Source organism: Streptomyces sp. 6-11-2 (assembly GCF_006540305.1).
Classification (GTDB): domain Bacteria; phylum Actinomycetota; class Actinomycetes; order Streptomycetales; family Streptomycetaceae; genus Streptomyces.
Window position 1 is genome coordinate 7,374,700 of the sequence record NZ_BJOR01000001.1, and the last position, 22,534, is coordinate 7,397,233.

The window sequence follows — 22,534 nt, forward strand, 5'->3', positions numbered from 1 at the left end:
GGGGACACCACACAGGGAGCGCCCAGCCTCTTACGCCGGGTGCTCCCTGTGGGCCGACGGGTCTCGGTAGCGTCGGCGGGAGCGGTCGATGTCGTGCGCGGTGACGATCCCGCCGAGGCGGCCGTCGTCCATCACCAGGATGGGCAGTCCACCGCCCGCGGCGCCGAGGCGCTCCAGTACGGAGTTCAGCAGCTCGTCGGGTGCGGCGAGAGTGCACCGGGACAGCGGGGTCGCGAGGTCCCGTACCCGCAGGCGCTCCCGCTGCCCGGGCGGTACGGTGGCCAGCCGGCGCAGTTGCAGGAGGCCGCTGGGGTGACCGTCGAAGTCCAGCAGCGGCACCACCGAGTGCCCTGTCCGGGCGGCCACCTCGGACAGGAAGCTGCCCACGGTCAGCCAGTCCGGCCCGGTGACCACGGGAGTGGTCATCGTCTGCCCCACCCGTACGCCACGCAGGGCGGTGACCAGCTCGGCCCACCGCCGTTCGGTCGCGGCGGTACCGGCCACGAACAGACCGATGGCCATCAGCCACAAGCCGCCGGTCGTGCCCCTCAGGAGCACCACCCACCCGCCGGCGGCCAGCGCCATTCCCACGACCTGTCCGCTGCGACCGGCCGCCCGCTGGGCCCGCTCGCGGTCCCCCGTACGCCACCACACCGCGGCCTGGACCAGCCGCCCTCCGTCCAGGGGCGCGGCGGGCAGCAGGTTGAAGACACCCAGCAGCAGGTTCGTGCCGCCCAGCCAGCTCAGCACGGCAACGGGAATCCGCCATCCCGTCGTGGCGTCCACGCCGGCCGCCGCGCCCAGCCAGACACCGCCGAGCAGCAGGCTGGCGACCGGCCCGCTCACGGCGACCGAGAACGCCGTGCGTGCTGTCGTCGGCCGGTCCATCCGGGTCAGTCCGCCGAGCGCCCACAGCGTCACGTCCCGCACGGCTATCCCCGCCCTGCGGGCTGTCAGCGCGTGCGCGGCCTCGTGCACCACCAGACTCATCAGCAACAGCGAAGCACCGACGACCCCGGCGGCCGCGTACACGACCGGTGCCAGGCCCGCCTCATACCTGGGCAGCGTCCAGCTGGCCAGACCGTACGCGAAGAAGAGCATGACCAGCGGCACGCTCCAGTGAGCCTGAATCGCCAGCCCTCGGATGCTTCCGATCCGGATCGAACCCTTCATTCCCATCACCGCCGACAGGTCACGCCCTCCGGCCGTACCCCCGCCCTCCTTCCAGGGTCCGCCACAGACCAACGAAAGGAAACATCCATCCGAATCCCGGCAGTGATGGCCGTCGCGGGCGTACGTCGGCCGGCCGTCCAGGTCCGTGGGACACATGGCGGCCGGCCGCCGGCGTGCGGGTGCTACTCGGTGACGAAGTCGCCCATCATGGCCATGTCCTCGTGCTCCAGGTTGTGGCAGTGGAGCATGAAGGGGCCGGTGTAGTCGGTGAAACGGACGACCACTTCCACGGCCTCGGCCGGACGCAGGGACACGGTGTCCTTCCAGCCGTGGTCGTACGCCCCAGGCTCCCCGTTGTTCCGCGAGACCACCTGGAAGTGGTTGAGGTGGAGATGGACCGGGTGGTGGAAGTTGGTGGTGAACCGCCACACCTCGGTCTGCCCCAGCCCGGGCCTGGCCAGAGCACGGCCCGGCTGGTACCCCAGGCCGTTGATGGTCCACCCCTCGACCGAGCCATGGAAGTGGAAGTCCCGGGTGACCGCGGCCCGACCGGGCTCCAGCGCGACCACCTTGCTCAGCTTCTCCGGCACCGTCGTGTCGTCCTCGGGTGAGCCCGACCCCACGTCGAATCGCATGACCTCGGCGGTCGTGCCGTCCCCGAAGCGGTTCAGCAGACGCACCTTCGTGCCCGCGCGGTACCGGGAGAAGTCGGCGACGACATCGAAGCGTTCGCCGGGTGCGATCTCCAACGCGTCGTGGGAGCGGGGCGAGGACAGCAGCCCGCCGTCGCCGCCGATCTGCACGAAGGCGTCACCGCCCTCGGGCTGCGGGTCCAACTCCAGTTTGTACACGCGGGCGTTGGAGGCGTTGAGGAACCGCAGGCGATAGCGCAGCCGCTGCACCTCGTGCACCGGCCAGGGCGCTCCGTTGACCAGCACCACGTCACCCAGTACGCCGTTCATGTAGGCGTCGGTGACGCCTGGAGCGTGAAATCCCGGATCCACCATGGGGTAACGGAACGATCCGTCCTCCGCGAAGGACCGGTCCGTGATCATCAGCGGAAGGTCACGCTCGCCGCTCGGCAGCGGCAGCCGGCCCTCCTCGTCGTCGTGGACGAGATGGAACCCGGCCAGCCCCATCCACACGCTCGCCCCGGTGTACCCCATGCGGTGATCGTGGTACCAGAGCGTCGCCGCGCGCTGCTTCAACGGGTAGGTGTAGCTCCGCACCCCCTCGGCGAGATCCATCGCGCCGTGGTCCACGGACATGCCGTGCTTGCCGCCGGCCATGTCCTGGACGGCGCGGTGGGCGTCGTAGGAGCCGTTGGCGGGCAGGATGAGCGAGGTCGGGTAGCCGTCGCTCGCCGCCGGGGTGTGCCCGCCGTGCAGGTGCACGACGACGGGCTGGTCCAGCTCGTTGCGGTGCCGTACCACGGTGCGCCGCCCGGAACGGGAGACGATGGTGGGCCCCGGGAACGTACCGCCGTACGTCCAGGCCTTCGTCCTGAGACCGGGCAGGATCTCCAACTCGGCCACGCGCTGGGTGATGTCGTACGCGTCCGTGGTGCCGCTGCTGGAGGCGGGCTCCAGCAGCGGCGGCACGGGCAGGGGCACCTGGTAGGGCCGGGGCAGTTCCGCCGTGCTGCCCAGCAGGTGGCCGGGCTTGCCCTCGCTGAAATAGGAGCGCAGCAGGGGCAGGCTCGCCAGGGTCACGGCTCCCACGCCGAGGGCGGCGCCACCCGCGCTCAGGAAGGTACGTCGTCTCACGCGACCAACTCCGGTTCACGGGGCGGCGTGTCGGGCGTACCGGGGGAGTCACCGGGTGGCAGCGGGGTGGCCATCACGCGCTGGGTGAGCATCGCCGTGGCCGCGACGATGGTCACCCCGAGCACCACATGGGCGGGCACGCTGTGCTTCACACCGAGCACCACCTGGCCGAGGAGCGCGATCAGCAGCAGGACCGAGGGGCCGAGGAGCGATGACGGGCCGCCCGCCCGGCGCACCAGGAAGGCGGCCAGAGCCAGCACCATGGCCACGCCCACGATCACGCGGGCCAGCATGCCGTGCATCTCCAGCATGTCGAAGTGCCCGCCCAGGAAGCCTCCGGCCAGGGCGACTTGGGCGAGGAGCAGCACGGACTGAAGCAGGGCGACCACACGGACGGCGAGCAGGGAACGACGTAAGGACATACGGATACCTCAGCTCTTTGTCGATTTAAGGGATGTGCGGCACGGGAAGGGCACACAGGCGTACACAGTCGTAGAACCCGGGTCATCGAACCGTCCGGGGACTCTGGGGCGCAACCCCAATGTCGAGTTCCGCGGGGTGACTTGGTGATCCCCGCGCTTGAGCGTGTGGCCCGGTCAGCGGGCTTCGATCTTGTCGAGCAGGCGCGCGAGGACACCGATGCGGTCGCTGTCGCGGGGAAGGCGGGAGAGACAGGTCTCCAGTCTGTCGACGTCGCCGATCCGCATCCTGCCCGCGCCCGCCGTGTCGACGACTGCGGTGATCGTCTTGAAGCCCCAGTACTGGCTGAAGGCGCGGTCCTCGTCGCCGAGTACGGCCTCCACCAAGGGATCGAGATGGTCGGCGTCGGGGCGCGCGTAAAGGCGCGCGTAGGCAGCGAGCCGGGTCCCGGGATCGTGGGACGTGAGCGAGTCCTCGACATCGAAGTCCTGTTCACGGCGGGTGGCGGTCACCAGGTCCGCGAAGATCTGCTCCATCAGGTTGGTGCGCTCGGGGCTGCTCGCCATGCGTTCTCGCACCTGGGTGTATTCGGCGGCGAGTTGTGCGACGGTTCCGCTCACGGTGGAACCGGTGGCCCCCTCGTCGTCCGCACTGCCGCCGGCCACGAAAGCGAGACGGGCGGTGCGTGATGCGTCATCAGCCGCGTGACCGGCCCGCGCGCTGCGTTCCTCGGCAGCCTCGATGCGGTCCACCAGCCGCTTGTACTGGAACTTCGTCCCGCCGGGCAGCTCGATACTGTCGAACAGGGCGCCCAGCCAGGGCACTACCGCCACCGCGAGGAGTACGGCCGTGACCGCGTCGATCTTCAGACCGGGTCTGACCGCGTGAACGATCGCGGCTCCGATCGCCGAGCACGTGATGACAGCCGCGATGACATCCCGTCGACGGTCATGGCCGCTTCGCGGGCCCGGTATCGGCTCCTCCGGCATGCCGACCACCCTGGCACACGCGGCCGCGACCCGCCGGTGAATCCGAACACCAGCGCCTCCGGCAACCCGAAGGCGGCGTCGGCCCGTTGTTGCCGCCCACGTGGTGTGGCAACTCGGGGCCGGTGAGCCGCTGCCCGGCGGGCCCTCGTGTCACTTCCGCCAGAACAGGTGGTGCGTCACGCCGCTCGGGCTGGGCACGACCTCGAGGTGGAACCGGTCGAGCAACTCGTCGGGTGACTCCCAGAGCCGCAGCCCGGAGCCGAGCTTCACCGGGGAGACGGCGACGTGCATGGTGTCGACGAGGCCGGCGTCGAGGAACTGCCGGACGGTGGTCACCCCGCCGCCGAGTCGTACGTCCTTGCCCTGCGCCGCCTCCTTCGCCCGACCGAGGACCGTGGCCGGGTCGCCGTCGACGAAGTGGAAGGTGGTGTCGGAGAGCGTGAACGAAGGACGCTTGTGGTGCGTCATGACGAACACCGGGGTGCGGAACGGGGGCTCCTCACCCCACCAGCCGCGCCAGTCATGGTCGGACCAGGGCCCCCGCTGGGGCCCGAACTTGTTGCGGCCCATGATCTCGGCGCCGATGTTGCGCGCGTAGTCCCGCGTGAAGTAGTCGTCGAGGCCCCGGCTCCCCCCGGGGTCGGTGCGCATGGGCCAGCTCGCCGTGGCGCCGGCCCAGGCGAACAGCTTCTCGGGGTGGACGTGGCCGAACGGACTCTCGAAGCTCTGGTCCTCCCCGGCACCGATTCCGTCACGGGAGACGTTGAAGTTCTGCACCCTCAGTAGCTGAGCCATGTGTTCCTCCGGTGGTGTCGACAACGGTGGTGAGACTCTCCGGGTGGGGAAAACTCATCGCCACGTCTCATGGGGGAGGAAGATGCCGGCCGCGTCGATCGCGGCACCCCTACGGCTGGCCTTTCGGGGGGAGGCGCCACTTGGATCGGCCGAGTCGACTTCGGCTCACCGAGGCAGGTTCGGTTGGCCCCCGCGTGGCCCGCCGCCCAGGACCGGCGGGCCGGCGCCTCGGAGGCGCCTACGCGAGGTAAGCGGAACGTACGCCTCCACCGTCCGGACCGGAAGACCCTCGGCTGTGTGCCGCCGCTCACACGGGCTTGGCGGACTCGCGGACCACGGGTGCGGGAGCCCGGGTCAGAAGGTGTCCCGGGCCAGGGCGGCCAGCGTCTCGTAGTCCCAGGTGAGTGCGCCGGAGCGGAGGTCGGACGTGACCGTGTCGAGCCAGTCGAGCTCCGCGGTCAGCACGGCGCGGCGGTACTCGTCCTCCAGCATGGTGATCCGCGGCAGTGTCATCCGCCGTGCCGCCTCGGCGGCGGTGTCCAGTTCGGTGAGCTGGGCCCGCACCTGCGCGGCCCGGGTGGTCAGGTCGGCCTGCAGCTCCTGCGGCAGCAGCATCATGGTGAACGAGAGCGCGGCAGGGAACTCCGGGTACTCCGCCCGCGGGGCGGCCAGCATCTCCCGCAGCCACTCACGCGTCGCCGCGCGGCCGGCATCCGTCACCTCGTAGACGGTGCGTTCGGGGTACTGCTGGTCCCGGCTGGTCTCGCGCACCGCGATCAGCTCGGCGTCGAGGAGCCGGTCGATGGTCCGGTACAGGCTTGCCCGCTGACTGACGTTGACGACCTGGTCCTTTCCCCACTGCTTGATCAGTCGCTGGATGCCGTACGGGTGCAGCGGCTGCATGTGCAGCAGCGAGAGAACGGTGAGGCCGAGTGGGGAGCTGCGCATGTCCCGAGCCTAGCGGAATGATCTCAGGAGAACTAGTTGACGTGATACTAGTTTCACTGCAACTATCAATGCATGACGACGCCGACCCGGCTCGCGTCCGCCGAGCGCATCCACGCGGACCACGCCACCGTGAAGCACCTGGGCCACTGGACCGAGGCCACCGAGTTCGACGTGCGCGCCCGCCACGCCAATGTCGTGCTGGACCTGCGCTCCCCGAACATCGCCTGGGACGAGCCGCTGACCATGGATGTGGAACTCGTCCGTGGCGCGATCACCTTGCTGCTGCCCGACGAGGTCGCCGTGGACAGGCGGGACCTCACCTTCGCCCGCCGCGGCCGGGTCAAGGACGCGCAGCCCGGCGCCGGTACGGCGCGGCTGCGGCTGGCCGGAGCGGTGAGCGACGGTGAGATCCGGATCCGGCGCGGCGGGACCGCCCAGCTCACCGCCATGTGCTCCCGCGCCTACCTGGACGACCTGCGCCGCGCCCACCGTGAAGGCGGCCTGCCCACCGTCGACGACCCCACCCGGGAGAGGACCCGCTGACATGACCCGCACCCGCACCGCCATCGTCGTGGGCGGCGGCATCGCCGGCCCGGTAGCGGCTCTCGCGCTGCGCCGGGCCGGGATCGAGGCCACCGTGCACGAGTCCCACTCCACGACCGCCGACGGCATCGGTGGCGCCCTGAGCGTCGCCCCCAACGGCCGGGCCGCTCTCGGCCTGGTCGGACTCGACCGGGTCGGCGTCCCGATGAACGCCATCGTGCTCCAGAACCACAAGGGCCGGGCCATCACCGAACTTCGCCAGCCCATGCAGTTCACCTGGCGCGCCGACCTCCACAGGCGGCTCTACGACCTGGCCCTGCACCAGGGTGTCCCGGTCCACCACGGCCACGAACTCGTCGACGTCCGCGACAGCGGCACCGGCATCAGGGCCGTCTTCGCCGACGGCACCACCAGCGAGGAGGCCGACGTCCTGATCGGTGCGGACGGCCTGCGCTCCACCGTCCGCCGGCTGATCGACCCCCGGGCTCCCCAGCCGCGCTACTCCGGATTGCTCGGCTTCGGCGCCCGTGTCGACGGCGCCGGACCGCCGCCCACCGGCGACCGGATGTACATGGCCTTCGGGCGCTGCGCCTTCTTCGGGTACCAGACCTTCGACGACGGCACCGGCGTCTGGTTCGCCAACCTCCCCCACCCCTACGCGACGTGGCAGCAGGTGCGGCAGACCCCGAACGAGGAGTGGCTGCGTCGGCTGGGCGAGGCGTTCGCCGGTGACACCGTCCCCGCCCTGGACCTGCTGCGGCGCACCCCGCCCGAAGCCCTGGTCACCGCAGGCCCCATGGAGGACCTGCCGCACGTCCCGCACTGGCACCGCGGCCGGATGGTGCTGGTGGGCGACTCCGCCCACGCCACCTCTCCAAGCTCCGGCCAGGGCGCCTCACTCGCTGCGGAGAGTGCCGTCGAACTCGCCCGCGCGCTCCGGGACCTGCCGCACTCTCAAGCCTTCGCCGCCTACGAGCGCGCCCGCCGCGCCCGGGTCGAGCGGGTCATCGCCCAGGCCGCCCGCACCAACAGCGGGAAGGCCGCCGGGGCTGTCGGCCGGGTGTTCCGCGACGCTCTCCTGTCGCTCTTCGCACGCCTCGCCACCCCCGAGAAGATGGCATGGCAGTACGACCACCGGATCCACTGGGACACCGCCGTCGCCACCTGAGGAACGGACCGCACCGAGCGGAGCCGCACGACTCCGGCAGTCACGAACTCGCCGGGGTCGCGTGCTGCCGCGCCCCCCGCAGCAGGCACGGCGTCGAACTGTCCCCGTGCGCGCGGCCGCTGCGGCGGGAGAGTCATGCCCCGGTGGTTGTGCCCACTGTGCGGACGGCCGGAGCGACGGGGGCGCCGTTCCGGCGCGCCGAGCTGAGCGCGGCCTCGACCACCGCGACGGCCGCGTGGATGTCGGCCGCCGTGACCAGGGGAGTGCGTCCGTGGCGGATGTCGTCGCGGAACTCGGTGAACAGCCGGCGCAGTGCCGTCACCCCGGCGGGTCCGCCGACCTGGCGGGAGACGCCGGCGCCGTCCGCACCGCGTACGGACACGGAGGGAGCGTCCTCGTCGGCGAGTACGTGGCCGTGCGAGCCGAGTACGCGCAGGGTGGACGAGACAGGGGCCGGGCCGATGCCGGCGGGTGTGCGGGCCACGGTGGCGGTCGCCACCACTCCGTTGCGCAGGCGGAGCGAGAGCACCGCCGCGTCCTCGACACCGTGGGCGCCGTGCGGGCCGTCGAACAGCGGCGCGTGGGGCGCGGCACTGCTGAAGGCGACGACCTCGTCCACGTCCAGGCCGGTCAGGTGCCGGACCGCCAGGGCCGGATACCACCCGAAGTTCATCAGTTCGCCGCCGCCGGACAGGGCGGGGTCGCAGACGAGTTCGGGGCGCTCGACCGTGGTGCCGTCGAGTCCGCCGGCCGCGAGCCACTCCGCGTCGACGGCCAGGGGCAGGCCGATCGCGCCGGAGTCCACGATGCGCCGGGCCCGTACGAGCTGGGGGGAGTAGAGGCGGTGGACGGCGGTGAGCAGTCCGCGGGAGCGGTCGGCGGCGTCCCACAGGCGCTGCGCGCCACAGGTGTCGGTCGCGGCGGGCTTGTCGACGATGACGTGGCGGTCCGCTTCGAGCGCTCTCAGCGCGAGTTCGACGTGCCGCGTGGGTTCGCTGCACACGAGGGCGATGTCGCAGGAGGCGAGGCCCTGGTCCAGGTCGAGCAGCGGAATGCCCGTCGTACGGGCGAGGGCGGCACTGTCCTCCGCGAAGGGGCTGTCGGCGGTGTCGGCGCAGCCGATCACCTCCATGCCGGGCAGGGACCGCAGCAGCGGCACGTAGTCACGGGCGTGCCGGACTCCGGATGCGATGAGGATCCTCATGTCAGCAGACCTCCTTGACGTCGACGGGGCGGCCTTCGTCCGCGCTGAGCTGTGCCGCCAGGGCGGCGGCCAGAGCGGCACGTACCTGGTGGGGCGCGGTCAGCGGGGCGGCCACCCCGTCGAGCACGTCGCGCAGGTGCCTGGTCTGCTCCGTCATGGCGCCGTCGATCGAGGCGGGGGCGACCGGCGGCGCGGAGTGCGCTCTCGGCTCGTCCTCACTGCTGTGGTGCAGGGTGCCGGCCGTGCCCGACAGCACGAGCCGGCGGACGAACGTGCCGCGTGCCGCCAGGGCGTAGCACAGTTCGACGGTGGCGAGGGCGCCGCCGGCGAAGCGTACGAGGATCTGGAAGCTGTCGGGGGTCGGCATCCCGGGCGCCCATGTGCGGCAGGGGCGGGCGAAGACGCGGACCGGCTCGTCGTCCATGAGCCAGGTCAGCAGGTCGAGGGCGTGCACGCCGTTGTGGGCGACATGGCCTCCGGAGCGGGCCGGGTTCAGCTGCCAGCCGCGCCAGCCTCCGGGCCAGACGTGCCCGGTGTACCAGGTGAGGTGGGCCAGGCGGGGTGTGCCGATCGCGCCGTCGGCGACCGCCCGGGCGATTTCCAGGTGGACGGGCTGGAAGCGGGCCGTCTGGGCGACGAGCAGGGGGCGGCCGGCAGCCTCCGCCGCCGCGAGGACCCGGTCGACGTCGGCCACCTTCAGCGCGGCGGGCTTCTCCAGGAGGACGGCGCGTCCGGCCTGGAGCGCCGCCACGGAGAACTCGGCATGCGATTCGGGGGAGGTGCACACGGCGGTGACGTCGATGCCGTCGGACCACGCGCTCGCCGGGTCGGTGGACCAGGTGGCTCCCTCGGCGAGGGCGGCCAGCGCGACGGCCCGCTCGGGGTGCCGGTCGACCACGTGGGCCAGCCGCATTCCCGGGACACCTGCCAGCGCGGCGACGTGGTCACGGGCGATGGCACCGGCACCGAGGACGGCCACGCGATGGTCGCGCGGCCGCTGTCCGGGGTCCTCCGATTCCTTCTGCCCGGGCTCTTCGGGTTCTTCGGGCTCTCCGGGCACGGCGGCCTCTCCGGGCACGGGGACAGAGCGCACGCACGGCTCCTCACACTCGACTTCTCGCCTTGGAGTTCAGACGTCAGACATCGTATGTCCAAATCGTGAATTCCGGGAGGGGTGCCGTATGCCGGCCCTCAGGCGGCGGGCCCCGATCCACACCATGAGGCGGGAGGGTTTTTCAGGAACGGTCACCCATCAGGACCGGCCCGCGTCGCGTACCGGACACGCAGTGCGGACGATGAGGTCATGCGCCCTCAGTCGACGGAAGACGTGCCGCCGTCCCATCACCATGTCCGCCCGCGCAGGCGGTACTTCGCCCGGGCCTCGGTCGCCGTGACGTTCGCTCTCGCAGCCTGCGTGCTGACCGGGTGCGGCAACAGCGGCGGTGGTTCCACGGTCAGCCCGGGGCCGACTCCTCCCAACACGGCGTCGTTCTCGTCCCAGCCGCTGCCGTCGGCGCTGGCGTCCTCCGCGTCGTCGGCCATCGCCTCCGCCCGTGCCTCGGCGTCGGCGGCGGCCTCGTCCGCGTCCGCGCGTGCCTCGGAGTTCGAGGCGTCGGTGTCGGCCGAGACCGCCCGGCGGGCCGCGGCCGCCGAGAAGGCGCTCAAGGGTGTCAAGGGAGGCGGCAACGCGCGGTCGGAGGTGAGCCTGACCGGAGTGCCCAGGGCACAGACCGGCGGTGTGCTGGCCTCCCTGGTCACCATCACCAACAAGACCGACCGCAAGGCGTCCTACGCCGTGCAGGTCGACTTCGTGGACGCGCAGGGGCACGTGGTCGAGACCCGCTACGCAGGCGCGGAGAACCTGGAACCCGGCAAGCGCGAGCAGCCGATCGTGTTCAGCCGGAAACCTCCCGAGCCCAAGTTGACGCCCCGGCTGGCCAAGGCCGAGCGCTACTGAGCGGCTCGGTGGTGTGCGGAAACCCGTTCCGCGTTGGGCCGCCCGAGTGGTAACAGCTGTTACCATCGGTGTATGGCGAAGACACAGCTGGGCGTGCGCGTCGATGACGACATCAAGGAACTGGCCGAAGCGCGTGCGAGGGACCGCGGCCTGAGCCTCGGTGACTACATCGCCGGCCTGGTGCGGGAGGACGCCAGCGGGCTGCGGCAGCGGGGCCTGGAAGCCGCGCGACGCTTCCTCGACGAGCACCAGAGTCTCTTCGACGAGACGGAAGAGACCGATCTCCGCCCCCGGGGAGCGCACGCCGCGTAATGGAACTGCACATCGACGTCCCCTGGATCCTGCAGGTCGCCGAACTCGCGGGAGCGGGGGACCCCGCCCCCGACGACTACGGGGTGCCCGTGGCCGCGGTCGCCTGCCACCGTGCCGAACTGCTGGGAACACCCGTCTACGACGGCCCCTACGCCCGCGCCGCCGCCCTCGTGCACATCCTCGGCCGTTGTCGCTGGCTCGAGCGCTCCAACATGGCCGTGGCCGCGGCGACGGGTGTGATGTACCTGGAGGCCTCCGGCATCCCGGTCAAGCCCACCCGCGAGGACGCCATCGCCCTGCGCGACCTGCTACGCGATCCCGGCTGCACCGCCAAGAGGATCGCCGGCCTGCTGCGCGCCTGGCCGCAGGCCACCTGATCCGCGCTCCCCGGGCAGCCGGACGGCGAGCGCCCTCCCGTGCCGGTCGCATCAGACCTGCCGCCCCGCACCGGGCGGCTCCGCCGCCTTCCGGTGCGCTCGGCGCAACGCCGTGGCGCTGAGCGGCCAGAAACCATCCGCTGGCCCGGTGAAGGTGTCAAGGGTTCCAGGCGCACTTCTCCCTGCGGGCGGACGCTGAATTGAACTAGTTGTTTAAAACGGCCTGTTGACTTCCCTGTGTGTGCTGCCCCATCCTCGACTCATGGCGTCGACTTCTGATCAGCACACCGACCCCTTCACGCCTCCGCATCCGGAGCAGGCGCGGGCGCGGCGCGTCTACGCGTCCCTGCTCCGGATCGCCGAGCGGCACGCTGCTACCGACGAGCAACGCCGGCGACAGGTCCACCCCTCGGTCGTCGCGCCGCACGAGGCCGTCCGACTCGTGTCGTTCCTGCTCAGCGGGGCGGCACAGCCGGATGACGGCGAACCGGAGGTGGATCGGGCCGACATCACGGCCGCGTTGAGTCTCGTCCCGCTGGTTCGCGGGGAAATGGACGAACTGGAGACCGGACTGCTCCAGATGGCACGAGGCCGTGGCATGACCTGGCAGGAGATCGCCTTCGGGCTCGGGCTCGGCACCCCGCAGGCGGCCAGGCAGCGGTACGAGCGACTGGCCGGGCGTGCCGCAGCCGACGCGGAGAACCCGGAGTAGAGGAGCCGGCCCCGGGGCTGCCCGGCCTGTTTCCTCGGGTCTGCCGACTCCGCGTCGGGCAGCAGCGGTTCAGCGCACGACGAGCGTGGCCTTATGCGGCGGATTCGGGCTGGGTCTCGGCCTTGGGGGCTGCCGTGGGCTCCGGCGGGTTGGGAGCGGTGTAGAAGACGGACGTGCCCTGCTTGCTGCGTCGAGCCTGGCTCCTGGCCACAAGGTTTTCGAGAGTGGTGCGCACGACGTTGGTTTTGATGTCGCGGTCGGGGTGTGCCTGGCCGAGTGCCGTGGCGATTTCCGCCGCGGAGCGCGGCTCGCTCTGTTCGGTCAGGTGGCGGCGGACGAGTTCGGCCAGAGTGGGTTGTGCCTTCTTCGCGGCGGCGTCGTTCTTGGGCGCGGGGCTTTTGGCGGATTGCTTCTTGGCCGTGGGCTGTTTCGCGGTCTCAGTCTTCGCCGTCTTCGCCTTCTTGCGAGGCTCGGCAGTGGCCTTCTTCCGGGGAGAGGGCACGGAGGCGCTGCCGACGGGCGCGGGCTCGGGGGCCGTTGCCGCGATGCCGAGTGCCTGCTGCATGCTCACCAGCAGGGTGTGGTCGTGCTGAAGGGCGTCCAACTGTGACTGCAACGCCGTGATTTCCGCCGTGATGCGTTCCTGCTCCTTGACGTTGCGCTCGAGGTCGCTGGTTACCTGGTTGATGTACTGGGACGTCAACTCGGTGGCGGGAACCGTGGTTTCAGGCATCCTTCTCTCCTTGCTCCGTGCCGGGCGAAGCCTGCGTGCCAGGTGCAGAGAGTCAGGCGGCAGGTACTCCGGCTGGGGGGTCTGGCCCAGTGATGATAGGCCGGGTATATCACTTGTTGACCGCCCACTTCGGCCAGTATGACGTTCAGCCCTTGCCGCGCGAGCGGATTCACGCTCAAGTGGAGGCATTACCAGGCCAAGAAGCATTGCCGCCGAGTGGCTGTGTGGCCGGGCAGCCATGTGTGCGCGGGCATTCCCCGAATTCGCGGCCGTCGCCCTGCCGCAACGCGGCTTCCTGGTGCGGGCGGTGCGGTTCATGGCACGCGACGCGAGCATCCGGCACGCCCACGCCGACGCGCTGTTGTCCAGCACGCCACAGGGAAAGTGCGCCTACCTCGACGCCGATGTGCGCGATTCGCGAAAGGTCCTCACCCAGGCGGCCTGGACGCTGGACCTCGACCGGCCCGCCGGAGGACTTCCTCACAGGCCGGGGGGCCGGATCACGCTGCCGTGACCCGGCCCCCCGGCCCGAACGTTCCGGGGCGGCGCCGCTCCCCCGCGGTGGCGCCCCGTTCGTGCTCACGCCGCCGCCGGCCGCTCCGCCAGGAGATATCGCGTCCAGGGCCGCACGTCGGCGAACCGCGGCTCGGTGAACCCGACGGCACGGAGCACGTCCGCGTACTGCCGCACGTCGACGGCGGACAGGGGATCCTCCGGCACCTGCCCGTGCGCGACACCGTGGACCATCATCCCGGCGATGGCGCGGGTCACCCGGGGAGCCACCGGGCCGCTCGGGCCGCCTCACCGGCGGGGTCAGTGTGACGGATCCCGCACCGCGCCCCTTGCGGAAAGGGTGGCCCGCACCCTCACCAGGGCCGATCGTGGACGATATGAACGATCACCGCACGGCACCCGGTGAGGTCCGCCGTTTCTGGGGCCGGCTCGGTCTCACCGGGCTGGTCGACGTCCATACGCACTTCATGCCCGAGCGCGTCCTGCACAAGGTCTGGGACTACTTCGACGCGCAGGGACCGCTGACCGGTGGGCTCGAGTGGCCGATCGCCTACCGGAAGGACGAGGCGGCTCGTACGGCCGCTCTGCGGGAGTTCGGCGTCAGGGCCTTCACCGCGATGCTCTACCCGCACAAACCAGGCATGGCCCGGTGGCTGAACGGATGGGCGGCCGACTTCGCCCGTCGCACCCCCGACTGCCTGCACACCGCCACCCTGTACCCCGAGCCGGACGTCGAGACGTACGTCCGCGAGGCCGTCGAAGCGGGCGCCCGCGTGTTCAAGGCGCATGTACAGGTGGGGGCCTACGACCCGGCCGACGAACTTCTCCAGCAGGCATGGGGGTTGCTCGCCGAGGCGCGGATCCCGGTGGTGATCCACTGCGGCTCGGGGCCCGCCCCTGGCAAGCACACCGGCCCCGAGCCGATCGCCCGGGTGCTGGCGCGGCACCCGGAACTGCGCCTGATCGTCGCGCACATGGGGATGCCCGAGTACGAGGACTTCCTCGGCCTCGCCGAGCGGTACGGGCAGGTGCGGCTGGACACGACGATGGCGTTCACCGACTTCACCGAGGGATTCATGCCGTTCCCGCGCCGGGCCCTGCCCCGGCTCGCGGCGCTCGGCGACCGCGTCCTGCTCGGCTCCGACTTCCCCAACATCCCCTATCCCTACGTACATCAGCTCGACGCCCTGGAGCGGCTGGGGCTCGGACCGGAGTGGCTGCGGGCCGTGTGCCACGACAACGCGGCAGGACTGTTCGGGCTGTGACGCGCAAGCGACGACAGCCCGCGAGCGTATGCCCGTTGCACTCGTGCGGCGTCGTCCGCCAGGGCCGAACAGCCTGATATCGGGGCCGACCGGACCCCTGCGCGTCCCGGCCGGCCTTGACGATGATCAAGAGCATGGGGAGAAGGGAAAGCCACCAGTGATCGCTGTTGTAGGGCACGCCGATCTCAGCGCGTCGACGCTGGCCGTGCTGGAGGAGGAACTGCGTTCCCGTCTGGCCGCCTTCGCCCAGGCGGGAACGTCCGGGCTGGTGCGCGTCGGGAAGGGACTGCCGGTGGCGTTCGGGCGGGCCGCCCGGAAGGCGGGACTGGCCCTGGTGACGGTCCTGCCGTCCTGCAACGGGGTACCCGCGCATGTCGCCGAGCCGGACCGGAAGGCGGCCGGGGAACTTCTGCTGCTGTCCCAGCAGGTGCGGCTGGTGGAGTACGACCCCGGTGATCGCTCCTCGTGTGTGACGGCCGATGAGGGCTTGCTGCGCTCGTGCGCGCGGGTGCTGGCCGTCTGGGACGGCTCCCCTTCCTCGGGGCGGGACGCGACGGCGCACCTGGTGGCCTATGCCCGCAGCCACGGTGTCGACGTCGAGGTGCTCTGGCCGCAGGGGGCGGAGCACGAGACCACCCGCGGGGCGTAGCCCCGACCGCGACGCCCTACAGGCCGCCTCCCCAGGACCGGCGCCGTCCGAGGACCGTCACTGCGGCGGCGGCTTCCGCTCCGGCTGGTCCGCCCGCAGATCGGCGAGCAGCTCCGCCTGCCCCGCCAGCACACCCGACAGGATCGAGCGGGCCACCCGCATCAGCTCCGCCACCTCCAGGTTGGCCAGCGAGTAGTACACGTTCGACCCCTCCTTGCGGGTCCGCACCAGGTTCGCCCGCCGCAGCACCGCCAACTGCTGGGACAGGTGCGCGGGTTCGATCCCCACCTCGGGCAGCATCTCCGCGACCGCGTGCTCGCGCTCGCTCAGCAACTCCAGGACGCGGATACGGGCCGGGTGTCCGAGCGTCTTGAAGAACTCGGCCTTCAGTTGGTACAGGGGCGTACTCACCCTGCCGTCCCCTCCCCGGCACGGTACGACCGGAACGGCCGGCCCACTCGGCATCGCATCCACCTACTCGTCAAGAACATGCGCCCTATCCTCGCGTGTCCTGTCGCGCCACTGTCCAGCCGGTGCCGTCGGCTCGGCCGGCAGGACTCCGGCCAGGTGCAGGTGATCGCGTGCGGCGTGGATCGCCTCGGGCGTATGGACGTAGTCGCGGCCCTCGTGCTGAAGCAGTTCCAAAGCGCCGACGGAGTCGAGCACCTGCCGCTGCTCGGGACGGATCCCGGAGGCCAGGACGAGAATGCCGCGCCGGTTCAGCTTCTCCATCGCGTCCTTCAGGACGAGGGCGCCGGTGGCGTCCATCGTGGACACCCGCGACATCCGCAGGACGACGACCTTCACGTCCGCCACCTCGGTCAGCTCCAACAGGAAGCGGTGCGCGGCGGCGAAGAACAGCGGACCGTCGATGCGGTAGGCGACGATGTGCTCGGCGAGCAGTTGGTGCTCCTCGTCGGTGTGGTCCCCCCGGTCGAGGGACACCTGGTCGAAGCGGGCCTCCTTCGCCACGGCCCGCAGGGCGAGGGCCCCGGCCGTGATCAGGCCGATGATCACGGCGTACACCAGGTCCAGAGCCAGCGTCGCGGCCGCTGTCAGGACAAGGATCACCGCGTCGGACCGGGTGGCCCGGGCCATCGCCTTCAGCGAGCCGACCTCGACCATGCGGATCGCGGTCGCCAGCAGCACGCCGGCCAGCGCCGCCAGCGGGATCTTCGACACCAGGGGAGCCGCCGCGAAGACGATCACCGCGAGGACGGCGGCGTGGGTGAGGGCGGCCAGCCGGGAGCGGGCGCCCGTGCGGACGTTGACGGCGGTGCGTGCGATGGCTCCGGTGGCCGGGACGCCGCCGAACAGCGGGGCGGCGATGTTGGCCAGCCCCTGGCCGAGCAGCTCCCGGTCCGGGTCGTGGCGCTGCCCCACCGTCATCGCGTCGGCGGCGGCCGCGGACATCAGCGACTCCAGCGCGGCCAGCGCGGCCACCGCCACGGCCGGGGCGAGCAGTGAGCCGAGCGAGCCGGGGTCGAGGAAGGAGAGGGAAGGCGCGGGCAGTCCCGCGGGCAGGTCGCCGATCGGCTTCGCGCCCAGCCCGGCGACCTGGGCCACGACCGTGGCGGCGATCACGGCGACGACGGAGAACGGCACGGTGGGCCGCCACCGCGCACCGGCGAGCATGAGCACGACGACGGACACCGCGAGCCCCACGGCGGTCCAGTCCGGCGCCTTCACGAACTCCTCGACCGCGTGCCAGGTGATGACGAGGACCTTGTCACCCTCGGGTTTGGGCACGCCCAGCGCGTTCGGCACCTGCTGCAGCCCGATCACTCCGGCGATGCCGAGCGTGAAGCCCTCGATGACGGGTGCCGGCACGTACTGCATGTAGCGCCCGGCCCTGAGCGCGGCGAGGGCGACGAGCATCACGCCGGCCATCAGGCCCACCGTGAGAACGGCGGCCGGACGGTACTGGCCGACGATCGGCACCAGGACCACGGTCATCGCCCCGGTCGGCCCCGACACCTGGAGATTCGACCCGCCGAACACGGCGGCCAGCGCGCCGGCGACCACCGCGGTCGCCAGACCCGCCTCGGCACCGAGCCCGGAAGACACCCCGAAGCCGAGGGCGAGCGGCAGCGCCACGATCGCCACCGTCAGCCCGGCGAGCAGGTCACGGCGCGGATCACGCCGCATCTGGGACAGATCCGCGCGGGAGGGCAGCAAGGAGGTGATCCGTTGATACAGCGGAACCGACACGACCCCTCAGCTTCCCCTCGCACAGCCCCCACCGGGGCGAGTCACACGGAAGCTGTGCCCCCGGCTACCTGGGGGCACAGCGAATCCAGCATCTAAGCAATTGCGAAATTTAGCAATCCTGAAATCCGATTTGTTCTGTTTGTGCGGATCAGAGGATGTCGCGGGGCGATGGGACACATCAGCCCCACGCTCCGGGAGCCGAGCCGAGCCGAGCCGAGCCGAGCCGAGCCGAGCAGACAGGGGACCGCCCCGTAGGCTTCTCCCGCCAACTCGGTTCCGGTGAGGGAGGGGGAGAGCATGAACGCCGGCATACAGCGCGGCGCGATCGCCGCCGTACAGGTACTCGGCCTCGCTGTCTGGCTCTCCATGTCCGCGGTGGTTCCCACACTGCGCGGCGAGTGGGGGCTCGACTCCGCCGACGCCGTATGGCTGACCGCGTCGGTCCAACTCGGGTTCGTCACCGGCGCGCTCACCTCCGCCGCTCTCACCCTCGCCGACCGTCTTCCGCCCCAGCGCCTTCTCGCCGGCGGCGCCGCCGCGGCCGCCGTGTGCACGGTGCTGCTGGCCCTGTCGGTCGATCGGTTCGCCGCGGCCGTTCCGCTCCGCTTCGTGACCGGTGTGTGCCTGGCCGGTGTCTATCCGGTCGGCATGAAACTCATGGCTTCCTGGGCGCACGGCGCCGCACGCGGCAAGTCCATGGGGGTTCTCATCGCCGCCCTGACGCTCGGGTCGACCCTTCCGCACCTCATCGCCGGCGTCGGGTCACTGCCCTGGCGGGGCGTTCTCCTGGTCGCGTCGGCCGCCGGGCTCCTGGCCTCCTGCATCGCGCTGGCCTTCATCCGCGTCGGCCCCCATGCCGCCCCGGCCGCGCCCGCCCGCAACCCCCGCTACGCCCTGACCATGTTCACCCAGCGCGGCCCCCGCTCGGCCAACCTCGGCTACTTCGGGCACATGTGGGAGCTCTACGCCCTGTGGACCTGGATCCCCGCCTTTCTCGCCGCCACGGACAGCGCCGGTCACCTCCCCGGATCGGTCGAGGTCACCGTGTTCCTCACCATGGGGGTCGGCGGCGTCGTCGGCTGTCTGCTCGGCGGCTGGGGCGCCGACCGCTTCGGCCGCCCTCCCGCCGCCATCGCGGCCCTGGTCACCAGTGGCCTGTGCTGTCTGCTCTCCCCACTGCTCGTCCACTCCCCGCCGGCCCTCGTGGTCGCGTTCTGCGTCCTCTGGGGCGCCGCCGTGATCGCCGACTCCGGAGTGTTCTCCACCGCCCTCAGCGAGGTCGCCGACTCCCGCTACATCGGAACGGCCCTCACGGCCCAGACCGCGATCGGGTTCGCCCTCACCGTCGTCAGCATCCAGCTGATCCCCCTCCTCGCCGACGCCGTCGGCTGGCGTTACGCGTTCCTCCTCCTGGGCCCCGGCCCCTTGGCCGGCGCCCTCGCCATGCGCGCCCTGAGAACCGGAACCGGCCCCACCGAGCGTGCGGGACGAGGGCGTACCGCCCTGCGGCTCTGATCACGCCGCCGCGGGCACCCGAGCACTGCCCGGGCTCACTCCTCCAGGTTCAACGTCCGCACCGGGCGGCGGAATCCGCCCGTGCGGAGGGTGAGGATGCCCACGCCCACCAGTGCCCAGATGACGCCCACGACCTTGGCCGGGGTGTCCAGGCTGACCCACAGGGCCGCGTTCACGACGAACCCGAGGGCCGGCAGCAGCAGTTGCAGGAGGGCGGCAACGGGTCCGCGGGCCTCCGCCCGTCCCGCGCGCCGGTCGCGCACCCAGAATCCGATCACCGCGAGGTTCACCGCGGCGAAGGCGACGTAGGCGCCGAAGTTGATCAGCGAGGCGGCGCTGCCGAGGTCCAGGAAGACGGCGGAGGCGGCGATGAGACCCACGACGAGCACGTTGAGGGCGGGGACGCCGGTACGCGGATCGACCCGCCCGAAGACCGCGCGCGGCAGCATGCCGTCGCGGCCCATGGCGAACAGCAGCCGTGCCGCACTCATCTGCTGGGTCAGACCGCACCCGAGCACCGCGGTGAGGTAGCCGCCCACGAACACCGCCTGGAACGCGGCACCGCCGATGTACTTGGCGATCTCCGGCGACGCGCCCACGATGCTGCCCACGGCCGAGACGTCCGGGAAGAGCGTCTGCATGGCGTAGGTGATGGCCAGGAAGAACACCCCGGCCGCGGCCACGATGAGCAGGATGGCCCGCGGGATGTCCCGGCGCGGCTGCTCGGCCTCCTCGGAGAGGGTGGAGACGGCGTCGAAGCCCAGGAAGGACAGGGCCAGCAGCGAGGCACCGCTGAGCAGAGCGGGCAGCGGCACCGAGGCCGGGTCCCAGCCGGTGGTCCCGAAGGACTGGCCATGGGTGGCGATGGCACGCACGGCGAACACGAGGAACGCGATGGCCACGCCGGCCTGGATGACCACGAGCGCCACGTTCACCTTGGCGGCCAGCTTCACGCCCACCAGGTTCAGTGCCGTGCAGACCACCACGGTGGAGAGCACCCACACCCACGCCGGGACCCCGGGCAGCACGGCGCCCATGTAGATCGCGGCCAGCAGCGCGTTGAGCATGGGCAGCAGCACGTAGTCCAGCGTGGCGGACCAGCCCACCAGGAAGCCCACGGGCGCCCCGAGCGACTTGCCGGCGTAGGTGTACACGGATCCGGCGGACGTGATGCGGCGGGCCATCCGTGCGTAGCTGAGCGCTGTGAGCCCCACCGCGACGAGGACGGCCAGGTAGGCCAGCGGCACATGGCCGTCGGTCGCCTCGGAGACCAGACCGAAGGTGTCGAACACCGCCAGCGGCGCCATGAAGGCCAGGCCGAGGAAGACGATGTGGCGCAGCTTCAGGCTGCGGCGCAACTGTGGACCGCCCGGGTCGTCCTGGGCCCGGTCGGGGTCGGCGGCGGTCGCGGTGTCCTGCCCGGTGCCGCCGTGTGCGGCGGGCGGGCGGTTCGCCGTGGCCTGTGTCGCGGTGCCCTGGACGGTGTGGGGGGGAAGGCTGCTGTCAGACATGGGCGTGACCGCCTTCGGCGTGCGCGGAGCAGGAGGTGAGCGCACCGTAGTGGCCGGCGGTGGCGCGTGCCGTGGTGGCCTCGTGGACCACCTCGCCGCCCACCCAGGTGACCTCGGCCCGCTGCTGGAGCAGCGCCGCCGGGTCCGCTTCGAGTGCGTAGAGGTCCTCGGACCATGCGACGAGGTCCGCCCTGGCGCCCTCGCGGATGACGCCGTACTCGTCCTCCCGGTGCCAGGCCCAGGCGCCCTCGGCCGTGTAGCCGCGCAACGTGTCGTCGAGCCCCAGACGCTCCGCCGGGGTCCAGGCGTCCTTGCCGTCGAGGCTGGCCCGTGTGAGGGCCGAGTAGAACCCGATCAGGGGGTCCATCTCTCCCACCTGCCAGTCGCTGGAGAGGGCCACATGGGCCCCGGAGGCCATGAGCGAGCGCAGTCGCCAGGCGCGATCCCAGCGGGCTTCGCCGATGTTCTCCATCCAGGTGCCGGCCACGAGGTCCGGGGAGCAGTGGCGTGGCTGCATGGCGGCGGTGACGCCCAACTGGGCGAAGCGCGGCAGGTCCTCGGGGGCCAGGCACTCGACGTGCACGATCCCGTGGCGGCGGTCGCGCGTGCCGTTGGTGCGCGCGGCGTGCTCGATCGCGTCCAGGGCCAGGCGGATGCCGCCGTCGCCCGTCGCGTGGGTGTGGGTCTGGAAGCCGAGGCGGTCCAGTTCGGTGACGACCTGCGTGAGCTCGCCGAGCGCTGCGGAGGGGTGGCCGCGGTGCCCGGGCCGGTTGGCGTAGTCGTCGAGCATCCAGGCGTTGTGGGGCTCGATCACGTCGTCGGCGTAGAGCTTGACGGGGCCGAAGGCCAGACGGTCACCGCTGGGGGCGGCGTCGGCCGCCGCGCGCAACCGCTGCCGGAACGCGCCGTCGGACCCCATGGGGTGGAAGAGCGCCGCGATGACGCGGGAGCTGAGGCGTCCCTCGTCCCGGGCGCGCTGGAACAGGTCGATCTCGGCGAGCGGGACCTGCGGTTCCACCACGGTGGTGATGCCGGCGGCGGTGGCCATCTCAAGGCTGCCCAGCAGCTTGCGGTAGCGCCGCTGCGGCGAGTACATGGGGATGTCGCGCTGGAGCCCGGCCAGGCCCGCCGTCGTCATGGCGCTCGTGTAGAAGTCGGTGACCCACCCGGTGGCGCGGCCGTCGGCGTCCCGCTCCGGGCGGCCCCAGGGGATGTCGCCGCCGTCGTCCAGGTGCAGCGCGCGGACGGCGGCGTCGTTGAGCCACACCGAGTGCTGGTCGTAGGTGGTGACGAAGACGGGGCGCGAGGTGATGCCGGCCAGGTCGCGGGCGGCGGGGCGGCGGCCGTGGACCACCGAGTACACGGCGTTCTCGGCGCAGATCCAGGTCAGGTCCGGTCGCGCGTCGGCGAGTTCGGCGATACGACGGCGGACCTCCTCGAGGGTCTCGGCGCCTTCGAGGCTGACGGCGTCGGGGTCGAAGCCGAGCAGCAGGTGGTTGTGGCTGTCGATGATGCCCGGAGTGAGGAGGCCTCCGTCCAGGCGGCGGTGCTCGCGGGCCGCCGGGGCCTCCGCCTCGTCGCCCACGAACGCGATGCGTCCGCCGGCGATGCCGACGGCGCCGGCCCACGGGCGGGCGCCGTCGAACGTGCGCACACGGGCGCCGGTGATCAGGGTGTCCAGCATGGTCGTCCTTGGTTCTGAGCCGCGCCACGAACGCGCGGCGAAGGTGCGCCGAGACGGCGCGCGCTTTTTTTGCCATCGGCGTCAAAGAA

General features: G+C 71.6%; 24 protein-coding genes and 1 pseudogene. 10 read left to right on the plus strand and 15 right to left on the minus strand.

The features are described 5' to 3' along the window. Nucleotides 1-594: 594 nt before the first annotated feature. From TNCT6_RS42165 to TNCT6_RS33120, 6 genes and pseudogenes are all read right to left on the minus strand, one after another. A pseudogene (locus TNCT6_RS42165) lies at nt 595-1,329 on the minus strand (site-2 protease family protein); the annotation flags it as partial. A gap of 26 nt (nt 1,330-1,355) precedes the next feature. After that, on the minus strand, nt 1,356-2,939 hold the full coding sequence (locus TNCT6_RS33095; RefSeq protein WP_216372821.1) for a multicopper oxidase family protein: 1,584 nt from the start codon (nt 2,937-2,939) through the stop codon (nt 1,356-1,358). After that, entirely contained in the window at nt 2,936-3,361 is a 426-nt protein-coding gene (locus TNCT6_RS33100) for a hypothetical protein (RefSeq protein ID WP_141364972.1), read from the minus strand. The genes TNCT6_RS33095 and TNCT6_RS33100 overlap by 4 nt, the downstream gene beginning before the upstream one ends. A gap of 174 nt (nt 3,362-3,535) precedes the next feature. Continuing rightward, nucleotides 3,536-4,348 (minus strand): hypothetical protein, encoded by an 813-nt coding sequence (locus tag TNCT6_RS33105; RefSeq protein WP_141364973.1) that lies wholly within the window; start codon nt 4,346-4,348, stop codon nt 3,536-3,538. A gap of 150 nt (nt 4,349-4,498) precedes the next feature. After that, nucleotides 4,499-5,143, minus strand: a complete 645-nt coding sequence (locus tag TNCT6_RS33110; protein WP_141364975.1) for a dihydrofolate reductase family protein — start codon at nt 5,141-5,143, stop codon at nt 4,499-4,501. A 354-nt stretch (nt 5,144-5,497) separates the two neighbouring features. Then, on the minus strand, nt 5,498-6,091 hold the full coding sequence (locus tag TNCT6_RS33120; RefSeq protein ID WP_141364977.1) for a PadR family transcriptional regulator: 594 nt from the start codon (nt 6,089-6,091) through the stop codon (nt 5,498-5,500). A gap of 72 nt (nt 6,092-6,163) precedes the next feature. Here TNCT6_RS33120 and TNCT6_RS33125 point away from each other — a divergent pair, with 72 nt between their 5' ends. After that, nucleotides 6,164-6,634: a hypothetical protein gene (locus TNCT6_RS33125; protein ID WP_141364978.1), complete on the plus strand. Its 471-nt coding sequence runs from the start codon at nt 6,164-6,166 to the stop codon at nt 6,632-6,634. A gap of 1 nt (nt 6,635) precedes the next feature. Next, nucleotides 6,636-7,802, plus strand: coding sequence for an NAD(P)/FAD-dependent oxidoreductase (locus TNCT6_RS33130; RefSeq protein ID WP_141364980.1), 1,167 nt, complete (start codon nt 6,636-6,638; stop codon nt 7,800-7,802). Between the two features lie 133 nt (nt 7,803-7,935). Here TNCT6_RS33130 and TNCT6_RS33135 read toward each other — a convergent pair whose 3' ends face one another. The 3 genes from TNCT6_RS33135 to TNCT6_RS42170 form a co-directional block, all read right to left on the minus strand. Then, nucleotides 7,936-9,006: a Gfo/Idh/MocA family protein gene (locus tag TNCT6_RS33135; RefSeq protein WP_141364982.1), complete on the minus strand. Its 1,071-nt coding sequence runs from the start codon at nt 9,004-9,006 to the stop codon at nt 7,936-7,938. 1 nt (nt 9,007) lies between these two features. Further along, on the minus strand, nt 9,008-10,099 hold the full coding sequence (locus tag TNCT6_RS33140; protein WP_253266313.1) for a Gfo/Idh/MocA family protein: 1,092 nt from the start codon (nt 10,097-10,099) through the stop codon (nt 9,008-9,010). A gap of 248 nt (nt 10,100-10,347) precedes the next feature. Continuing rightward, nucleotides 10,348-10,671 carry a hypothetical protein gene (locus TNCT6_RS42170; protein WP_373996218.1) on the minus strand — a complete coding sequence of 108 codons (324 nt, stop codon included), beginning with the start codon at nt 10,669-10,671 and terminating at the stop codon, nt 10,348-10,350. A 49-nt stretch (nt 10,672-10,720) separates the two neighbouring features. Here TNCT6_RS42170 and TNCT6_RS42175 point away from each other — a divergent pair, with 49 nt between their 5' ends. The 4 genes from TNCT6_RS42175 to TNCT6_RS33160 all read left to right on the plus strand — a co-directional run bounded on the left by TNCT6_RS42175 (nt 10,721) and on the right by TNCT6_RS33160 (nt 12,364). Further along, nucleotides 10,721-10,963 carry an FxLYD domain-containing protein gene (locus TNCT6_RS42175; RefSeq protein WP_373996219.1) on the plus strand — a complete coding sequence of 81 codons (243 nt, stop codon included), beginning with the start codon at nt 10,721-10,723 and terminating at the stop codon, nt 10,961-10,963. Between the two features lie 72 nt (nt 10,964-11,035). Further along, nucleotides 11,036-11,275, plus strand: a complete 240-nt coding sequence (locus TNCT6_RS33150) for a hypothetical protein (RefSeq protein ID WP_141364984.1) — start codon at nt 11,036-11,038, stop codon at nt 11,273-11,275. Further along, on the plus strand, nt 11,275-11,652 hold the full coding sequence (locus TNCT6_RS33155) for a fic family toxin-antitoxin system, toxin component (RefSeq protein WP_141364985.1): 378 nt from the start codon (nt 11,275-11,277) through the stop codon (nt 11,650-11,652). Before TNCT6_RS33150 ends, TNCT6_RS33155 begins: the two co-directional genes overlap by 1 nt. 262 nt (nt 11,653-11,914) lie before the next feature. Next, nucleotides 11,915-12,364, plus strand: coding sequence for a DNA-binding protein (locus tag TNCT6_RS33160; RefSeq protein WP_141364987.1), 450 nt, complete (start codon nt 11,915-11,917; stop codon nt 12,362-12,364). 91 nt (nt 12,365-12,455) lie between these two features. Here the strand turns inward: TNCT6_RS33160 and TNCT6_RS33165 are convergent, their stop codons facing one another. Further along, nucleotides 12,456-13,097 (minus strand): hypothetical protein, encoded by a 642-nt coding sequence (locus TNCT6_RS33165; protein ID WP_141364989.1) that lies wholly within the window; start codon nt 13,095-13,097, stop codon nt 12,456-12,458. Nucleotides 13,098-13,335: 238 nt separating this feature from the next. Here TNCT6_RS33165 and TNCT6_RS33170 point away from each other — a divergent pair, with 238 nt between their 5' ends. Next, a complete protein-coding gene (locus TNCT6_RS33170) occupies nt 13,336-13,611 on the plus strand; it encodes an SAM-dependent methyltransferase (protein WP_141364991.1) in 276 nt (91 codons plus the stop codon). A 65-nt stretch (nt 13,612-13,676) separates the two neighbouring features. Here the strand turns inward: TNCT6_RS33170 and TNCT6_RS33175 are convergent, their stop codons facing one another. Continuing rightward, nucleotides 13,677-13,868 (minus strand): hypothetical protein, encoded by a 192-nt coding sequence (locus TNCT6_RS33175; RefSeq protein ID WP_141364993.1) that lies wholly within the window; start codon nt 13,866-13,868, stop codon nt 13,677-13,679. A gap of 119 nt (nt 13,869-13,987) precedes the next feature. Here TNCT6_RS33175 and TNCT6_RS33180 point away from each other — a divergent pair, with 119 nt between their 5' ends. Together TNCT6_RS33180 and TNCT6_RS33185 are read left to right on the plus strand one after the other, a co-directional pair. Then, nucleotides 13,988-14,875 carry an amidohydrolase family protein gene (locus TNCT6_RS33180; protein ID WP_141364995.1) on the plus strand — a complete coding sequence of 296 codons (888 nt, stop codon included), beginning with the start codon at nt 13,988-13,990 and terminating at the stop codon, nt 14,873-14,875. A gap of 157 nt (nt 14,876-15,032) precedes the next feature. Continuing rightward, nucleotides 15,033-15,524: a hypothetical protein gene (locus tag TNCT6_RS33185; RefSeq protein WP_141364997.1), complete on the plus strand. Its 492-nt coding sequence runs from the start codon at nt 15,033-15,035 to the stop codon at nt 15,522-15,524. A gap of 57 nt (nt 15,525-15,581) precedes the next feature. Here TNCT6_RS33185 and TNCT6_RS33190 read toward each other — a convergent pair whose 3' ends face one another. Next, nucleotides 15,582-15,935 carry a metalloregulator ArsR/SmtB family transcription factor gene (locus TNCT6_RS33190; protein ID WP_141364999.1) on the minus strand — a complete coding sequence of 118 codons (354 nt, stop codon included), beginning with the start codon at nt 15,933-15,935 and terminating at the stop codon, nt 15,582-15,584. 63 nt (nt 15,936-15,998) lie between these two features. Beyond that, complete coding sequence (locus tag TNCT6_RS33195) at nt 15,999-17,672, minus strand: SulP family inorganic anion transporter (protein WP_141367033.1); 1,674 nt, start codon at nt 17,670-17,672, stop codon at nt 15,999-16,001. A gap of 360 nt (nt 17,673-18,032) precedes the next feature. Here TNCT6_RS33195 and TNCT6_RS33200 point away from each other — a divergent pair, with 360 nt between their 5' ends. Continuing rightward, nucleotides 18,033-19,250 carry an MFS transporter gene (locus TNCT6_RS33200; protein WP_141365001.1) on the plus strand — a complete coding sequence of 406 codons (1,218 nt, stop codon included), beginning with the start codon at nt 18,033-18,035 and terminating at the stop codon, nt 19,248-19,250. A gap of 35 nt (nt 19,251-19,285) precedes the next feature. Here TNCT6_RS33200 and TNCT6_RS33205 read toward each other — a convergent pair whose 3' ends face one another. Both TNCT6_RS33205 and TNCT6_RS33210 read right to left on the minus strand, forming a co-directional pair. Beyond that, a complete protein-coding gene (locus tag TNCT6_RS33205; protein ID WP_141365003.1) occupies nt 19,286-20,761 on the minus strand; it encodes an APC family permease in 1,476 nt (491 codons plus the stop codon). Further along, nucleotides 20,754-22,445 (minus strand): amidohydrolase, encoded by a 1,692-nt coding sequence (locus TNCT6_RS33210; protein ID WP_141365005.1) that lies wholly within the window; start codon nt 22,443-22,445, stop codon nt 20,754-20,756. The genes TNCT6_RS33205 and TNCT6_RS33210 overlap by 8 nt, the downstream gene beginning before the upstream one ends. Between the last annotated feature and the right edge of the window lie 89 nt (nt 22,446-22,534).

Coding starts and splice junctions, on each gene's coding strand:
- TNCT6_RS33100 (WP_141364972.1), bottom strand. CDS start 3,361: ATGTCCTTACGTCGTTCCCTGCTCGCCGTCCGTGTGGTCGCCCTGCTT.
- TNCT6_RS33105 (WP_141364973.1), bottom strand. CDS start 4,348: ATGCCGGAGGAGCCGATACCGGGCCCGCGAAGCGGCCATGACCGTCGA.
- TNCT6_RS33110 (WP_141364975.1), bottom strand. CDS start 5,143: ATGGCTCAGCTACTGAGGGTGCAGAACTTCAACGTCTCCCGTGACGGA.
- TNCT6_RS33120 (WP_141364977.1), bottom strand. CDS start 6,091: ATGCGCAGCTCCCCACTCGGCCTCACCGTTCTCTCGCTGCTGCACATG.
- TNCT6_RS33125 (WP_141364978.1), top strand. CDS start 6,164: ATGACGACGCCGACCCGGCTCGCGTCCGCCGAGCGCATCCACGCGGAC.
- TNCT6_RS33130 (WP_141364980.1), top strand. CDS start 6,636: ATGACCCGCACCCGCACCGCCATCGTCGTGGGCGGCGGCATCGCCGGC.
- TNCT6_RS33135 (WP_141364982.1), bottom strand. CDS start 9,006: ATGAGGATCCTCATCGCATCCGGAGTCCGGCACGCCCGTGACTACGTG.
- TNCT6_RS33150 (WP_141364984.1), top strand. CDS start 11,036: ATGGCGAAGACACAGCTGGGCGTGCGCGTCGATGACGACATCAAGGAA.
- TNCT6_RS33155 (WP_141364985.1), top strand. CDS start 11,275: ATGGAACTGCACATCGACGTCCCCTGGATCCTGCAGGTCGCCGAACTC.
- TNCT6_RS33160 (WP_141364987.1), top strand. CDS start 11,915: ATGGCGTCGACTTCTGATCAGCACACCGACCCCTTCACGCCTCCGCAT.
- TNCT6_RS33165 (WP_141364989.1), bottom strand. CDS start 13,097: ATGCCTGAAACCACGGTTCCCGCCACCGAGTTGACGTCCCAGTACATC.
- TNCT6_RS33170 (WP_141364991.1), top strand. CDS start 13,336: ATGTGTGCGCGGGCATTCCCCGAATTCGCGGCCGTCGCCCTGCCGCAA.
- TNCT6_RS33180 (WP_141364995.1), top strand. CDS start 13,988: ATGAACGATCACCGCACGGCACCCGGTGAGGTCCGCCGTTTCTGGGGC.
- TNCT6_RS33195 (WP_141367033.1), bottom strand. CDS start 17,672: ATGCGGCGTGATCCGCGCCGTGACCTGCTCGCCGGGCTGACGGTGGCG.
- TNCT6_RS33200 (WP_141365001.1), top strand. CDS start 18,033: ATGAACGCCGGCATACAGCGCGGCGCGATCGCCGCCGTACAGGTACTC.
- TNCT6_RS33205 (WP_141365003.1), bottom strand. CDS start 20,761: ATGTCTGACAGCAGCCTTCCCCCCCACACCGTCCAGGGCACCGCGACA.
- TNCT6_RS33210 (WP_141365005.1), bottom strand. CDS start 22,445: ATGCTGGACACCCTGATCACCGGCGCCCGTGTGCGCACGTTCGACGGC.